The sequence below is a fragment of the Crenothrix polyspora genome (assembly GCF_900163755.1).
Lineage (GTDB): Bacteria > Pseudomonadota > Gammaproteobacteria > Methylococcales > Methylomonadaceae > Crenothrix > Crenothrix polyspora.
This window is the reverse complement of sequence record NZ_FUKI01000170.1, coordinates 1-14,217: the sequence shown is the minus strand read 5'-3', so window position 1 is coordinate 14,217 and position 14,217 is coordinate 1. Positions and strand designations below refer to the sequence as shown.

Sequence of the window (14,217 nt, the reverse complement as noted above, 5' to 3'; positions counted from 1 at the left end):
GCCACTGATTTATAAAAGCACATAGCTATAAAAACAAAACACTCCCTAAAAGTAAAGCTGCGCATCAATTTAAACTATTAGTAATCTACAATAATAAGGTCTGCTATCATTTATTTAAAGCCTTTGGCCAAAATATAAACTTCATTGCTGCGCGGACGAGATGCTTTGGGTTTTCTAATAATGACGACAGAAAAATACTGTTTAATCTCATTATAAAAAGCATCAAAACCTTCTCCTTGGAATACCTTAACCAGAAAAGTTCCATTTTTCGTTAATACTGATTTAGCGGTTTCCAAGGCCAATTCACACAAATACATAGCGCAAGGTTGATCAACAGCTTTATTTCCGCTCATATTAGGTGCCATATCCGACAACACCAAGTCCACCGGCGCACCGTTAAGAATCGCCAACAAATCATTAAAAACATGTTCTTCACGAAAATCGCCTTGTATAAAATCAACTTCATCCAATGGCTCTATCGGCAAAATATCCAGCGCTATCAGTTTATTTTTTTTACCAATAAGCGGCCTTGCAAACTGCGACCAACCGCCAGGCGCTGCACCTAAGTCGACGATATTCATACCTGGCTTGATAATATGATCTTTTTCTTGAATTTCTTTCAACTTAAATACCGCCCGTGAACGATAGCCTTGCGCTTGCGCTAACTTCACGTATTCATCGTGAGCATGTTCTTGTAACCAGCGATTACTGCTTTTACTGCGTGCCATTATGTGATTCTAGTGTAAAATTAATATTTGAGTTTTGAGAAATAAAGCATGCAGACTGTAGACAAGAAAAAATTCAAAGCGCAAGCTCATGCGCTCAATCCAGTCGTTATGATTGGCCACGCTGGATTTACTGCTGCTGTACTTGCAGAAATTGAAATTGCGCTGAACAGCCACGAACTTATTAAGATCAGGATACGTGCAGAACGCGAAGAACGCAAGCTGATTAGCGAGAAAATCTGCCAAGATAGCGGCGCTACATTGATACAGGCTATTGGTCAAATTGTAGTTGTTTACAGACCAAAGCCCAAAAATTAAATGGTGAGTGCTATTTTTACAGGCTCAAAAAAATCTGCTAACGCGGAACTTTCTGTACTCTATTAACTCAATAACTACGAACGCTGGTAAAACGGCGTTTAATCAGCTTAATTTCCCCTTGTTTATAAGCTGATTTTTCTTAAAAGCCCCAGCCCTAAAGCTTTAGTGGCTGGGGCTTTTTTTTGACGATCTACCCACCTGCAAAACGACTGCCATTAAATTAAGCACATAAAAATTCAACCACTTATGCTGACTTAACAAAACAGTAGCCGATGATTTTTACAGGGTAAATTCCTGTCTTTTCGCTCCAGACATAAATTTTGTAAAAACTTCGACTAAGCTCTCTGGTTTTGCCAAGCTAATTTAGGCATCAACTTATAAGTCAATAATATCTTATAGCCATCCTGAGTCGCGTATTATCGCATTAAACGATACCATGCCAAAAAATCCTCAAGTTGCTGTAAAATAAAGGGCTGCTTTGCAGCCAAGGCTTTATCTTCTGCAGTATTATATCCCCACAAGGCAAAAATCAATTTAACACGGCTTAATGTGTTGGTGCCTAATACATTTATCAATGTGGGCAATCTGTCTTCAACAAAGTAAAGTGTTTCAGTATTGTGGCTATGCAACAAAGCTTTCAACACGTCGATTTTACTCATATTACGATCCAAACCGAAAATTCGCTCATCAGCTAATTCAATTGCATAGGCTTTGAGTATGTGCTTAACAAAACGCTCTTGTTTGGTCGTGATAATGTACCACGTATTGTGTTGACCAAGCTGTTGCAGTTTTTCTGCTACCCCTGCAAATAAAGGATTCATGTTAATCCAATCAGCTAAATCATCAGCTATCCATTGGTCACGGGTTTTACCAAACAGTTTTTTTAAGTCATTAACAGAAACCTGAGCTTCTTCTAATAGCGTTTTAATTTTATCATTATAGCTGCTGTAAACTGCCTCGATAGACTCATTTAGATAGAGTAAGCGCATAACTAATATCGCTTCGTAACCGGTTTCTATGATGGGTCTTAAAACACGAAAACGCTCAATCATGTCTGGCTGAATAGTCTTTGGCATATCGGGCCAAAGAGTACAAGCAGCTTTCCAACCAGTCATTGCTGTTTCTACGGCGCTATCGCAAATAACACCGTCAAAATCCAGGGCATAAATAAGGGTTTTATTCATATTGGGGTATAAATAGTAGGCACTAACGTGCCGTTTACATAGTAAGGTCGATAGGTAGTTTATTTAACTTATCATCACCCACTTCTAAAATCACCGTATATTCATGATCACCCGACAATAATTCCAGCACCTTATGGCCATTAATACGGCACCAGGTGGGAATATCCTGCATTACACCAGGGTCAGTACAAATTACCTCCAGTTGATCGCCTGGCTGCATTTTCTTAACCTTATCTTGGGTGCGGATCACTGGCAACGGGCATAACAAGCGCCGCGCATTCAATACCTCCCGCGTCATATGAACCACGCTTTGGGAATATCTTGCTCAAGCATGGGTTTAACCTGTAAGCAACGCTCAGCACCGTCTTGATAAAGCACGTTAATTTCAACCTGCTCAGCCTCGCGCCCCTGACCATAACGTGCGGTAATGCTGGCCGCCAGATACAAATCTTCGGCGGCAATCGTGCCATCAATTAGCACCAATGGGCCTTGATGGCTAACGCATTTCATGCTGATATAATCTTTTTTATAGCCTTCCAAAAAACGGCCTTCACCTTCTTCACGGGCAATAATCAGCTTGTAATGCGGCTGTGGCCGTATATGCCTACCGACTTTTAACAGCATCACATCGTCCAGCTCATATTCACGGCTGTCCCGCGCCTTCCATAAATCCACCAGTTTCGCGGAATAATATTTATCGGTCAGGAAGCAGCAACCGCCAGCGGGTTGCGAATATTCATCAATACCAAAGTCTTTGGCCATCGCCATCTGCGGTTTACGTGAACGCCCCGTGATGTCATGCAATTTCTCCCGATCCACCCAACCTTCGCGTTCTGGCAAAGTGGCGGGTAAATTTTTAGCGCACAAAGGCCGCAACAGCAAGTCGTCCGCACCAGATTCTCTAGCCACTATCGGCATAGTAGCTTTACGCTGCGACATAGGCCGCTGGCCGATGACTTCACCGGTAATAATGAAATCGAAATCGTTTTCAACTATCCATTGCTTGGCCTTATTCACCATGAAGATTTTACAATCCAGACACGGATTCATGTGCTGGCCATAACCGTGCTTGGGATTAAGCAGCACATTTTTGTATTCTTCGATGACATCGACAATATGCAGCTTGATACCCAGTTGCTCGGCCACCCACAGGGAATTATTACGTTTGGGCTTGGCTTTATCTTTTTCGCGAATGGCATGCGTATGGCCTTCCACACAAAACCCCGTGAAAAAATTAATACCTTCAACATGGATGCCTTGTTCTTGGATAGTTCTTGCCGCCAGCATGGAATCCAGGCCACCGGAAATCAATGCTATTGCCTTTCTCTGTTTGTTCATTTTCCCAAACGCTGTAAAAAACTGGCTATTATACCGGAATTAGTCGATTAAAGGCTTAAAAAACCGCCAGATAACAGACTTCCTGCTGCACCGCCACAGTATATTAATGAGAATCGTTTGCATTTACATAAGTATTTACTTTATACTTTGCCAAAAACATCCTGCTACGAGCAATACACCATGAACATGATTATTAAGCCTTTAAAACACGCCATCTTGCTAGCCTGTGTTAGCTTAACTACACCTGCTTATGCCCTAGATAAACCTGCCACGATGGATGAAATGTGGCAGGTTATTCGAGCGCAACAAAAGCAAATTGATGAATTACGTAATCAACACCATGCGGTTGAAAAATCATCCAATACAGATACACCAAGCTCTGAACCCGTTGCTACAAAATCAGCCAATACAGATGTAAAAAATCTGGAGCGCAAAACCGATGTGCTCAGCCAAGAAGTCGAAAAACTGCGTACTAATCTAGCCATTCCCGAAGAGGCTAAATACAAAAGCGCTTATGGCTTAGGCCCTGCTGCCTCCAAAATTTATGCCGCTGGCAAGGGCTTGTCGATAGGCGGCTATGGCCAAGCCAGTTATCAAGCCAAAGTGGATGATAAAGGCACCGAAAGCGATAACGCCGATTTGGAGCGTATCGTACTGTATGCCGGATATAAGTTCACCGACCACATCCTGTTTAACAGTGAGATTGAATTTGAACATGGTACGACGGGTGAAGGCGCGGAAGAAAAAGGCGAAGTCTCGGTAGAGTTTGCTGCACTGGATTTTTTTATTAACCAAAAAGCCAATATTCGCGCCGGTTTGGTGCTAATGCCAATGGGCTTTATCAACACCATCCATGAGCCGCCGTTTTATTTCGGCAACAATCGCCCAGAAGTTGAACAGCGCATCATTCCCAGCACTTGGCGCGAAGTGGGTGTAGGTTTGTTTGGTGAACTGCTGCCCAATTTAACCTATACCACCTACGTAACCAACGCTTTAAATGCCAAAGAATTTGGCTCTTCTGGTATTAGGGAAGGCCGGGGCAGCGGCACTGAAGCTAAAGCCGAAAGCTTTGGTTATATTGCCCGATTAGACTACGCACCACCGCAGATACCCGGACTCTCGGTCGGCGGCTCTGCGTATGTGGGTAATTCTGGCCAAGATCAAACTTTTGTAGGCAAAAAAGTGGATGCATTTACCCAGCTTTACGAAGGCCATTTACAATGGAAATACCGTGGTTTAGAGTTTCGCGCACTGGGTTCGTGGGGTAGTATTGGTAATGCCGATTTACTCAGCCAAGCGAAGGGTGAGGTCATCGGCTCAGAAAATTTTGGCTGGTACACCGAATTAGGCTACGACATCATGCCGCATTTATTTGCTAATAGCACCCAATATCTCGCACCATTTTTCCGTTACGAAAGACTCGATACCGTCGCTAAAGCACCTGGCAGTATTGGCGTGTTGGCTGACGACCCGCACCAGGACTGGGAGATTTTTCAGGTAGGGCTACAATACAAACCTATCCCTAATGTAGTTGTTAAAGCCGATTACCGTAACCGTGTCGCCAAGGATGAGAATACCAATCCGCTGTCTGACGATTTTAATTTGGGTTTCGGTTTTATTTTTTAAAGCGTGTATGTTTCTGGTTAAAGTACATTTAACCACTACTTATCGACTTCTTGAACCAAAATCACCAAGGAGTCGAAAACGTAAACACAGCAAGCTGCCCAACACTAATGAAGCCATTGATCGTTTTCGTCCTTTAAAAAACACCTTATGAAACATACACAACATCAAATCAACTCGGCTCAGTTGAAATTTTCAATGAACTGGGGGATTGGCCTGATTTTTCTTACCACAGCCTGTGTTGTCAATGCGGGTGAATTGGTTGCCGCTAAAACTAGCGCTTTAACAGCCAAAGAAAAACTGGGGCAACAATTGTTTTTTGACACTAACTTGTCCACGCCTGTCGGCCAAGCCTGTGCCAGCTGTCATAACCCTAAAACATTTTTTATCGATCCTGATAAAAATCAACCCACGTCTGATGGCGCGTTGCCCCACCTTAAAGGCAACCGCAATACACCGATGGTACTTTATAACGCTTTCAGCCCCCCCTTTCATTACGACAGTAAAGAAGGCTTGTACATCGGCGGACAATTTTTGGATGGCCGTGCCGCAACCCTGGCAGAGCAAGCCAAAGGACCGTTCCTGAATCCGCTTGAAATGGCCAATCCTGACAAAAACACCGTCGTCAACAAAGTACGCAAAGCCAGCTACGCAAAACTGTTTATCCAGGTCTATGGCACTAATGCATTCAACAACGCTAACAGCGCTTATAATAAAATTGCCGATGCGCTTGCCGCCTTTGAGCGCACACCAATATTTAGACCTTTCACGTCTAAATATGATTATTTTCTGGCCGGTAAAGCCAAATTCACCGATCAGGAAAAGCGTGGCCGCCAACTGTTTGAAGACGAAAATAAAGGCAATTGTGCTGCCTGTCACCCTAGCCGCCCCGCAGAAGATGGCACACCACCATTGTTTACTGATTTTTCTTATGATAATTTAGGTGTCCCCCAAAATCCTAATAATCCATTTTATCAACTACCTAGCAGACTTAATCCAGAAGGCCGCAAATTTGTGGACAAAGGCTTGGGCGGTGTTGTCCATGAGACTGCCGAAAATGGCAAATTTAAAGTACCCACCTTACGCAATATTGCTAAAACCGAGCCTTATATGCACAATGGTTACTTCAAAACACTGGAAGGCATAACCGATTTTTACAGTAACCGTGACATAAAGCCAGTTTGCAAAAAGGCGTGGGTTACCGAAGCTGATGCCCTTAAACAGGGCTGTTGGCCAAAGCCAGAAGTTACCCAAAATGTAAATATTAATGAGTTGGGAGAACTTAACCTGAATACCGAAGAAATAAAAGCTCTGGTTGCCTTTCTTAAAACCCTGACCGATGGGTATAAAACCAACAATTAGACCCCTCTGACATCGGGGGCAACTTACAGCGTTTTCAACTTAGGACAATTACAGCCACCGTTCGTGCTGAGCTTGTCGAAGCATGAACGGCACACTTCGACAAGCTCAGTGCGAACGGTTACGCTGTAACTATTGAACTGTGAAAACGCTGTATTACTAACAATAACCCTTCCCTTGTCAGTGGCGTAACCTTAAGCGCATACTAACTTTACGCACAGCTGGCAAAAAACAACGCTGGATGTCCCAAATTATTCGTTGCTGAGGTATAGTAAACACACTCAAGGCCACCAATGGACACTTTTAAATGAACTTGATGATTCAAAAGTGTTCATTAGCCTTATATGATCTTCCTTAAGTCAATCTACTTAATATGGGATAACCATGCAAACCTTACGACTACTGTTTTTTTTAGCGTTATTTGCCGTTGCTACACCTGTGCTTTCCGGTATCTTCTACAGTAAAAACGAAGCAATGGAATTGGCGTTTGGCAAAGGCGCACAGGTAGAGCCACAATCGCTATTTCCCGACGAACAGCAAACCGCCAGCATAGAACAACAGGCCAAAGTTAAACTGACTTCTGGTATGCTCACCTTTTATGTCGGCAAGCAACAAGATAAGATACTGGGTTACGCCGCCATTGAAACTATCACGGTCAGAACCAAGCCGGAAACCCTGATGATCATACTGACACCGGAAGGCGAGCTGCGTAATGTCACCACGTTGGCTTTCCATGAACCGTCTGAATACCAGCCGCCCGACCGTTGGTTTGAACAATTGTACAAAAAACCGTTAGCCGAGCTGGAGTTTAACAAAGCTGTCGATGGCATAGCGGGGGCAACGCTCAGTACCCGTGCTGATCTTGACAGTGTGCGTAAGGTGCTAGCGACTTACCAAGTGATGATAAAAGCCAAGGATGCGCACTGATGCGTTATTTTGTTACCGGCGAGCAATACCGTAAATCCTTGTTAAACATGTTGGTGTTGATGTTTCTGGGTTATATAGCTTTATTATGGCTCAGTAATGGCTTGATGTATTTTCACCACATGGATTTAAGCGCCAAATCGGTCACCGATTATTATCTGGGTTCAGAACAGCAATTCACCCAGCCGCGCAGTTATCAAGGCATGTTGGAAGTGTCGCATTTCCATTTGTTTGCCATGGGAATGCTGGTGCTAACGCTCACCCATTTGATGTTAATGACCGAGTTTTCCGTGCGCCTGAAAATCTGGCTCAGTTATGCCACTTATTTTTCTGCGCTTGCGGATGAAGCCGGTGGCTGGTTGGTGCGGTTTGTACACCCGTGGTTTGCTTATTTTAAAATTGCCTCGTTTTTGTTACTGGAATTTTCGTTGGCAGCGTTGGTAGTGGTGGTGAGTTTGGCTTTGCTTAAGGCGCGTAAACACATAAATTTAACGCCTAGAGCACCGATGCTGTAAAGCACAGGTTTATTGATCACTAAAAAACCTTACCCAATAAAAGGCTTACGCAAGAGTAAGGTTTAATTCAGCCGCAGTGACAATTTATTTTGTTTTATTATTAACATCTCGCATAAGAATAGCAGCGCTGTATTGCAAAAATTCGTCCAAATGCTGCGTAATAATACTGACAGTAATCGGCAGTAATAAGCGCTGATACTCATGTACGGCAATGTTACGAAAACCAACCATACGTTTTAGCGCATCGGCCAATGAACTGTCAATCCAGGCGGCTTGCGCCAGTAAGGTAAATACATCACGCGCACTTTGCGGCACACCCAATCGCTCACGACGGATGAGATGCTGCCCCATATCCAGGGCGGCCTCACAGGCGCGTTGAATATTTAAAATCGCTGCATCTTGGCGCGTAAAATCAGTGGCAAAATTTTCGGAAGCGGCGTATTCTTGCCGCACCCGCGCAACACAGCGCTCAATACTGGCCGATTTGTTAATCAAAACATCATCCACCATAAATTTTGCCTTTTTTAACTATATCTGCCAATAAATCAGCTCTGGCTGTATTCAGCGCAGTTTTTTCACTCAAAACAAAACATTCAAACAACCCTACCGCCAATTTGTCACCCCATAACAATCGGCCAGTAATAATAATTTGATACTGCATTACAGTACTGGCAGCCCGTAAATCCAGCAAATCGATATCACACTGCACCTGCTCAGCTAAATCCCCCGACAACTGCCATAGCAATAATGGATCAGTATAACCTGGGGTTAATACTGCCAAATCTAAATCGCTGCTAGCTCGCGCTACGCCCTGAATGCGACTACCAAACGCATAAATGGCCATAACGTCTGGCAAAGCCGAACGAAGCTGGGTGACCACAAGGCCATTTTTATTTAAAAGATGGCTGCTGTTAAAGAGCTGGATCATTAGGGCGTATTTGCAAAGAAGTGAATGTACCGAATAGTTAGGAATGTGCATGAAATAAGTTGAACAACTTAAACTCCACTTCCGTTCGTGCTGAGCTTGTCGAAGCATGAATGTGCTCAAGTTATTTCATGCACGTTCCTTAGCTTAAGTGACATGAAAAATAATATTAAAATAGATTACGTCTACACTACAACACGGTTTAACGCCAAATACTCACAATATTAGTAAAATCATCCGTCCAAGGTTTTAAATCGAATGACAGCGGTAGCTTTTGCCAACTACCCAAATCACTGACACGTAAAGGCTCTAAAATTGCGCTGTCTTTGGCCATCACTACCCAGTCGGTATCTACCACCAACGGCATCTCTTGTTTTGGTTTAAACTCTTGCAGTAAACCGTCAAAATGCAGGTTTTTAGCATGATCTGCCAGTACGCGCTTAATCTCTAAATGCCGATTAGTAATATGAAATGCCAGTAAGCCGTTAGGTTTAAGCTTTTTAAAGTACATCGTCAAGGCTTCTTGTGTTAACAAATGCGTCGGTACAGAATCCGAGCTAAACGCATCCATCACTAATAAATCAAACTTAGCATCTGGTTCTTTATTAAGGGACAGCCGCGCATCACCAATACGCATTGTGGTGTTTTTGCCACATTGGCTGATGTAAGTAAAGTATTGTGGATTACTGGCAATTGACACGACTAATGGATCAATCTCGTATTGCGTCCAGGTTTGACCTTCTTTGGCATAACAGGTTAACGCACCTGCACCCAAACCTACCACGCCAACCTGCCAATTCTGACTCACACCGTCATAGGCTTTAAACAACTGCCCCATAGGTCCTGGTACGCTGTAATAGGTTAACGGTGTACGCGAGTTATTTGCCGTTAAGCGTTGTGCGCCATGTTTGGTAGTACCATGAAATAATTCACGTACTTTTTCCGGATGACCTTGCTCATCCATTATGGTAGTTTCCCGCACGGCTAATACCCCAAAAAACGTACGCTCTTGGTATAAAGTATTGGACATCAATCCGTGCAAAGCCATTGTAAAAGCAATCAACGCACCCGATAACAGCGCCAACGTAATCGGCTGATTTCTGAAGGCATAGGTTAAGCCGACCAACAGAATTAACGCCACACCCAGGCTATCAAAATACGCCGACCAATCTTCAATACTGAAAAACACGACTGTGCCGACAACAATCAGCAACAATGGAAATACCGCTTGTAACAACGCTTGTTTACCATCAGTAAATGCCGATTTTACACCGGGGCGTAGCAATAACGCAGCAACGATCATCAACGGGTATTCGTACACAGCGTTGAATATAAACGGTGCGATAAAGCTGTTGAACATACCACCTAACATACCGGCAAACGACATAATCAGATAAAATGTGGTTAAGTGCTGGGTAGAAGGTCGGTTTTTAACCAGTTCACCGTGACATACCATGATAGCCAGAAAAAATGCCAGCAAATGCAGGCCCAAATCCAGCCAATACGGCAATACCGCCGGATTGATGAAGGAATAGGCGATAAAAGGCAGCAACACGATCGGCTGTAACTGCACCATCAACGGATGAATCTTGTCGTTCCATTTAGAAAACACAATGACAAACGACAGCAAATACAAAGTCAGTGGAATAATCCACAGTAACGGCACCGAGGCAATATCGGTGCTGATAAAGTTGGTTAAGCCCAGCAATAAGCTGGATGGCACAAACGCCAACACCAGCCAATGCAAGCGCGTGGTGACACTCAACGCTTGTTTTTCTGTGGTATCGACTGCGAAAGCCAGTGTATTTTGCTGCGATTTCCACAACACAAACGCACACGCCATAATTAACACACACAGCACGCCGTAACCGACACTCCACAGTGTCTTCTGGCTGGCCAAACCGATATTAGGTTCTAATAAAAACGGGTAACTTAACAACGCCAACAGGCTACCGATATTACTGGCCACATACAGAAAATACGGGTCATCACTGGTATGATGGCCGACACTGGCAAACCACTTTTGAATCAGCGGCCCTGTGGTGGATACCACAAAAAATGGCAGGCCAATCGCCAGCAATAATATCCAGAATAACCAAAACGCTGGATTACCTTCCGTAGGCGGCACAACGTTATCAGGCAATCCTAAAGGCAAAGCCAAAAAACTGACTAAAATAACCGCAATATGGAGCAAAATTTGTTTGTGTTGACTAAAACGGGTGGAAACCACATGCGCGTAAAAATAACCCAAGAACAAAATGGTTTGATAAAACACCATACAGGTGTTCCATACAGCGGGCGAGCCACCGAGCAAGGGCAATAGGATTTTGCCAAATAGCGGCTGTATAACAAACATCAGCGATGCGCTGGTAAACAAAGTCAGCGCAAACAGCAATATCAGCGAGAAACGTCGGTCTGTTTTTACATCTGTCGAGTTGTTCATTGTTTTATAAGTCGCTTTTTAAGCTTATAGTTGTAATAGGCTAATGATAAACCATTTGTGCTGGCAAGACTTCCCCTGAACACTAAATTTTGCGTAAGCAAGCATAAACCCCAAACTTTATCGCATGACATTGACAAAAACTTTAAGCGAAAATAGTGCTATGCAGTTAAGTCCGTATTCCGACAATATCGCTTTATGGTACGGCGTAATTAATGAAGCCAGCGATTATCAGCGTTACTGGAAAATGCTGGTTGAAGAAGAACAACACCATGCGAGGCAGCTTAAAAATGAACGGGTACACAAACGCTATGTCGTTGTTCACGGCCAGTTAAGAGCGCTGCTCGCACACACATTACAGCGAGCGCCGGAAAAAATAACCATTGCCAACGCAGCACACGGCAAACCGTATTTGGCGGATTACCCGCAGCTCGGCTTTAATTTGTCGCATTGCGGCAATGTGTTTGTAATTGCGCTTGGTTGGCATTGCAAGCTGGGTGTCGATATTGAAAATTCTAAACCTCGCACTAATCTGGCGGCACTGGTTAACAAATGCTTTGCACCAGAAGAGGCGCTGTACTGGCAACAATTACCTGATGCACAAAAAACAGCTGAATTTTATCGGTTTTGGACGCGCAAAGAAGCCTTTGTTAAGGCGACGGGTTTTGGTATTGCTTTAGGCTTGCAGCATTGTGTTGTTAATCCTCGACAACCTAATGCTTTTCTACGCATTCCCGATAACTGTGGCGAGGCTGTAGACTGGCAGTTACGGGAGGTTGTTTTACCCGCATTAGATTCGCAAATGCTGTGCGCTGTGAGTGTTGATAAAAAAATCACCGAAATATACGTCAACGCATTATTTTAATCGTCAACCCAGTAAGCTGGGTAAAAATTCATGTTGAAGGCGGCTTGATTGCTTTGCCAAAGTAGTGCAAAAACATATATTTTTGTGGGGTCGACTATTTTTTGTTGTACTGTGTGTTAATTGTTGATTGTACGCATGGATAGTTTAGACGTTTGCCATAAAGCCTTCGGCAAAGTGTAGGTGTTTTTATTATGTTTAAAATTTTAAAAAATGCAGATGGTTACAAACAGGATCACATTGTATTTTTTATACCCAGCACTGAGCTTTTATAATATTTGCCATGAATACCGAGCCGTACTTTACGATAAACTTTGCCGGCATAGGCAACAAACATCGGTACAGGGTTTTTTATCATAAACGCTAAGGCAGAATGATCGAAATGATCATCTTCGCGTTTCTTTTGTATTACACGTTGGTACAGTATTTTTATCGCTGCTTGGCCATTCACATAACGCAAGAGATGAAAATCGGTCTTTGGAATAGCTAAACCCAAGCCAGTAAGACAGGTTAAATAAGGAAAATTAACACCCGCATAAAAAGAACCCAATAAACTCCCCCAAAAACGGGCATTTATTTCGATCACTTTTACCTGCTGATCCTGTTCGTCGTAGCGCAAATCAAAATGAGCGATGCCTGTCCAATTCATTTTTTCGACCAGTGTTTTAATGACATCATAAATTTTGGCATTAGCAACAAATTCAATTCCAGCCGGTGGTGCAAAGCGGCCTGAACCCGCCATAAAACCTTTTTGAATGGTATATGCCTGTATTTTTCCTTGTCGACATAAAACACTGCAATCAATATCGTAACCGTTGATAAAAGATTGCACCACATATTCAGTCTCTGCGTTTTCTTTGCAAAATTCAAGTAATGCAGATGATTGCTTGAATATCTGTATACCGCGTCCACCAATACCTACGTCACCTACTTGTTGAGTTGGCTTCAATAATACGGGAAATATCAGTGTATCTAATGCTTGCTCAAACGACACATTGGCTTGGTACAAAAGCGTGGTAGGACGAGGAATCTGATGTTTTTGCAACCATTGCGCCAATAGCCATTTGTTTTCAGCAATATCAATGGCTTCAACGTCGGGTAATGGTGCTAAGGCTGTTTTCGCTAGTAAAGACGCGCCATGCGCGGACAGCAAGCGCATAGTGGAGGTATCAACAGGTAAAATGATGTCAACATGGGTTCGCTTTAGTGTCTCTTCAATTGCCGCTAATTTTGCGGCATTACCCCCATTGCAACGGTAACTAAAAAATTGACTGGTGTATCTGGAAAAACGCATTGGATCCCAAGCATTGTTAGACAAAACAATTACTTCAACACCTGGAATATGTGCTAAACAGCTTTGCACAGAATAGGTTAGCCAGCTTTCTCCATCCGGTATAAGTACCGAAAAAACTTTATTTTCTGATTTTTTCATTGCCTTATCATCAATAAGAAGGATACAAATATCGATAATGCTATCGATTTTGTCGATTAAATAATGAGCGCTCCAACGAGCTGTTTTTAAAATAAGATATTTATGGTGATGGTATTCGTAAAATATTATTTTACTGGTTACGATGATAACATGGATATTTTTAACAACTGTAAAAATATTTTATATTTTTGTATGCGCAGCTATCTTTTAATAGCTAGTCTAATCTGAATTTTTATTGGGTTATGACATTGATTGTTTTACACAAAAAATCAATGTATCGACTGTGTTAAAGATTTATAGTTGCTGATTTTTGTATATCAATATTCGGATTGAATTGTATGTTTTTTCGGTGGCTTTGACCCAATAATGCCAATGCGCTATCGTTAAGCACAATCAGGTAGATTGTCATTCTCAATGGGCTTTTTTGCAGAAACCAGCAAAAAACCATGTAATATTTGGCAAGTGAGCTTGGCAATAGTCAATTACAGCATTTTCACAGTTCAATAGTTACAGCGTAACCGTTCGCACTGAGCTTGTCGAAGTGTGCCGTTCATGCTTCGACAAGCTCAGCA

14 protein-coding genes are annotated in these 14,217 nt (G+C 42.9%); 6 read left to right on the top strand and 8 right to left on the bottom strand.

What is annotated here, in order from left to right; genetic code table 11:
* Positions 1-110 precede the first annotated feature (110 nt).
* Positions 111-731, bottom strand: a complete 621-nt coding sequence (gene rlmE / locus CRENPOLYSF2_RS17455) for a 23S rRNA (uridine(2552)-2'-O)-methyltransferase RlmE (RefSeq protein WP_217884136.1) — start codon at positions 729-731, stop codon at positions 111-113.
* A gap of 45 nt (positions 732-776) precedes the next feature.
* Here rlmE and yhbY point away from each other — a divergent pair, with 45 nt between their 5' ends.
* Positions 777-1,043, top strand: a complete 267-nt coding sequence (gene yhbY / locus CRENPOLYSF2_RS17450) for a ribosome assembly RNA-binding protein YhbY (RefSeq protein WP_087145233.1) — start codon at positions 777-779, stop codon at positions 1,041-1,043.
* Positions 1,044-1,459: 416 nt separating this feature from the next.
* Here the strand turns inward: yhbY and CRENPOLYSF2_RS17445 are convergent, their stop codons facing one another.
* The 3 genes from CRENPOLYSF2_RS17445 to CRENPOLYSF2_RS17435 are packed head-to-tail and all read right to left on the bottom strand — an operon-like array spanning position 1,460 to position 3,565.
* Entirely contained in the window at positions 1,460-2,227 is a 768-nt protein-coding gene (locus CRENPOLYSF2_RS17445) for an HAD family hydrolase (RefSeq protein ID WP_087145232.1), read from the bottom strand.
* A gap of 34 nt (positions 2,228-2,261) precedes the next feature.
* Positions 2,262-2,525, bottom strand: coding sequence for a sulfurtransferase TusA family protein (locus CRENPOLYSF2_RS17440; RefSeq protein ID WP_087145231.1), 264 nt, complete (start codon positions 2,523-2,525; stop codon positions 2,262-2,264).
* Entirely contained in the window at positions 2,522-3,565 is a 1,044-nt protein-coding gene (locus CRENPOLYSF2_RS17435; RefSeq protein WP_087145230.1) for a tRNA (5-methylaminomethyl-2-thiouridylate)-methyltransferase, read from the bottom strand. The genes CRENPOLYSF2_RS17440 and CRENPOLYSF2_RS17435 overlap by 4 nt, the downstream gene beginning before the upstream one ends.
* 180 nt (positions 3,566-3,745) lie before the next feature.
* On the opposite strand from CRENPOLYSF2_RS17435, the gene CRENPOLYSF2_RS17430 reads away from it, so the two are divergent.
* The 4 genes from CRENPOLYSF2_RS17430 to CRENPOLYSF2_RS17415 all read left to right on the top strand — a co-directional run bounded on the left by CRENPOLYSF2_RS17430 (position 3,746) and on the right by CRENPOLYSF2_RS17415 (position 7,986).
* Positions 3,746-5,191, top strand: a complete 1,446-nt coding sequence (locus CRENPOLYSF2_RS17430) for a hypothetical protein (protein WP_176371166.1) — start codon at positions 3,746-3,748, stop codon at positions 5,189-5,191.
* Between the two features lie 147 nt (positions 5,192-5,338).
* The gene (locus CRENPOLYSF2_RS17425; protein ID WP_245808050.1) at positions 5,339-6,550 is read left to right on the top strand and encodes a cytochrome-c peroxidase; all 1,212 of its coding nucleotides are present in this window, start codon (positions 5,339-5,341) and stop codon (positions 6,548-6,550) included.
* A 381-nt stretch (positions 6,551-6,931) separates the two neighbouring features.
* Entirely contained in the window at positions 6,932-7,474 is a 543-nt protein-coding gene (locus CRENPOLYSF2_RS17420) for an FMN-binding protein (protein WP_087145228.1), read from the top strand.
* A complete protein-coding gene (locus tag CRENPOLYSF2_RS17415) occupies positions 7,474-7,986 on the top strand; it encodes a hypothetical protein (RefSeq protein ID WP_087145227.1) in 513 nt (170 codons plus the stop codon). Before CRENPOLYSF2_RS17420 ends, CRENPOLYSF2_RS17415 begins: the two co-directional genes overlap by 1 nt.
* A gap of 84 nt (positions 7,987-8,070) precedes the next feature.
* On the opposite strand, the gene hepT is transcribed toward CRENPOLYSF2_RS17415, so the two are convergent.
* The 3 genes from hepT to CRENPOLYSF2_RS17400 all read right to left on the bottom strand — a co-directional run bounded on the left by hepT (position 8,071) and on the right by CRENPOLYSF2_RS17400 (position 11,354).
* Complete coding sequence (gene hepT, locus CRENPOLYSF2_RS17410; protein ID WP_087145226.1) at positions 8,071-8,496, bottom strand: type VII toxin-antitoxin system HepT family RNase toxin; 426 nt, start codon at positions 8,494-8,496, stop codon at positions 8,071-8,073.
* Entirely contained in the window at positions 8,486-8,914 is a 429-nt protein-coding gene (gene mntA, locus CRENPOLYSF2_RS17405) for a type VII toxin-antitoxin system MntA family adenylyltransferase antitoxin (protein WP_087145225.1), read from the bottom strand. Before mntA ends, hepT begins: the two co-directional genes overlap by 11 nt.
* Positions 8,915-9,113: 199 nt before the next feature.
* On the bottom strand, positions 9,114-11,354 hold the full coding sequence (locus tag CRENPOLYSF2_RS17400) for a fused MFS/spermidine synthase (RefSeq protein ID WP_087145224.1): 2,241 nt from the start codon (positions 11,352-11,354) through the stop codon (positions 9,114-9,116).
* A 124-nt stretch (positions 11,355-11,478) separates the two neighbouring features.
* Here CRENPOLYSF2_RS17400 and CRENPOLYSF2_RS17395 point away from each other — a divergent pair, with 124 nt between their 5' ends.
* Entirely contained in the window at positions 11,479-12,216 is a 738-nt protein-coding gene (locus tag CRENPOLYSF2_RS17395; protein WP_245808049.1) for a 4'-phosphopantetheinyl transferase family protein, read from the top strand.
* Positions 12,217-12,448: 232 nt separating this feature from the next.
* Here the strand turns inward: CRENPOLYSF2_RS17395 and CRENPOLYSF2_RS17390 are convergent, their stop codons facing one another.
* Positions 12,449-13,645, bottom strand: coding sequence for an ATP-grasp domain-containing protein (locus CRENPOLYSF2_RS17390; protein WP_087145223.1), 1,197 nt, complete (start codon positions 13,643-13,645; stop codon positions 12,449-12,451).
* Positions 13,646-14,217 lie beyond the last annotated feature (572 nt).

Coding starts and splice junctions, on each gene's coding strand:
- yhbY (WP_087145233.1), top strand. CDS start 777: ATGCAGACTGTAGACAAGAAAAAATTCAAAGCGCAAGCTCATGCGCTC.
- CRENPOLYSF2_RS17445 (WP_087145232.1), bottom strand. CDS start 2,227: ATGAATAAAACCCTTATTTATGCCCTGGATTTTGACGGTGTTATTTGC.
- CRENPOLYSF2_RS17440 (WP_087145231.1), bottom strand. CDS start 2,525: ATGACGCGGGAGGTATTGAATGCGCGGCGCTTGTTATGCCCGTTGCCA.
- CRENPOLYSF2_RS17435 (WP_087145230.1), bottom strand. CDS start 3,565: ATGAACAAACAGAGAAAGGCAATAGCATTGATTTCCGGTGGCCTGGAT.
- CRENPOLYSF2_RS17430 (WP_176371166.1), top strand. CDS start 3,746: ATGAACATGATTATTAAGCCTTTAAAACACGCCATCTTGCTAGCCTGT.
- CRENPOLYSF2_RS17425 (WP_245808050.1), top strand. CDS start 5,339: ATGAAACATACACAACATCAAATCAACTCGGCTCAGTTGAAATTTTCA.
- CRENPOLYSF2_RS17420 (WP_087145228.1), top strand. CDS start 6,932: ATGCAAACCTTACGACTACTGTTTTTTTTAGCGTTATTTGCCGTTGCT.
- CRENPOLYSF2_RS17415 (WP_087145227.1), top strand. CDS start 7,474: ATGCGTTATTTTGTTACCGGCGAGCAATACCGTAAATCCTTGTTAAAC.
- hepT (WP_087145226.1), bottom strand. CDS start 8,496: ATGGTGGATGATGTTTTGATTAACAAATCGGCCAGTATTGAGCGCTGT.
- mntA (WP_087145225.1), bottom strand. CDS start 8,914: ATGATCCAGCTCTTTAACAGCAGCCATCTTTTAAATAAAAATGGCCTT.
- CRENPOLYSF2_RS17400 (WP_087145224.1), bottom strand. CDS start 11,354: ATGAACAACTCGACAGATGTAAAAACAGACCGACGTTTCTCGCTGATA.
- CRENPOLYSF2_RS17395 (WP_245808049.1), top strand. CDS start 11,479: ATGACATTGACAAAAACTTTAAGCGAAAATAGTGCTATGCAGTTAAGT.
- CRENPOLYSF2_RS17390 (WP_087145223.1), bottom strand. CDS start 13,645: ATGAAAAAATCAGAAAATAAAGTTTTTTCGGTACTTATACCGGATGGA.